This window comes from Anoxybacillus sp. MB8, assembly GCF_011006755.1.
In the GTDB taxonomy this organism is placed as follows: Bacteria; Bacillota; Bacilli; order Bacillales; family Anoxybacillaceae; genus Anoxybacillus; species Anoxybacillus gonensis.
In genome coordinates this window covers 1-312 of record NZ_RXXX01000173.1, presented here as the reverse complement: position 1 = coordinate 312, position 312 = coordinate 1, and the positions used below count along the sequence as shown (strand labels likewise).

General features: G+C 65.1%; 1 protein-coding gene. It reads left to right on the top strand.

Annotation, left to right across the window (positions count from 1 at the left end; translation table 11 throughout):
- Positions 1–91 precede the first annotated feature (91 nt).
- A partial coding sequence (locus EKC99_RS15745) for an MFS transporter (protein WP_163152705.1) occupies positions 92–312 on the top strand: 221 nt, incomplete at its 3' end.

Below are 312 nucleotides of genomic sequence, written 5' to 3'. Positions count from 1 at the left end.
AGCTGCCCCTTCGCACTGACTGACCGCCAGTCATTGACCGACGGTCAGTCAGTCGATAGGATGCGCGCACATCCTCCCCCCGGATCCACGCATGAGACGCCTCCAACGGCCCGCCCTGGTGCTGGCGGCCTACCTCGGTACATTCCTCGCTTCGCTGGACATCAGCATCGTCAACGTGGCCCTGCCAACCCTGCAGCAGGCGCTGCAGACCGACATGGCGGGCCTGCAATGGGTGATCAACGCCTATGCGATCGCACTGTCGGCGCTGATGCTGTCGGCCGGTCCGTTGGGGGATCGCTACGGTCATCGGCG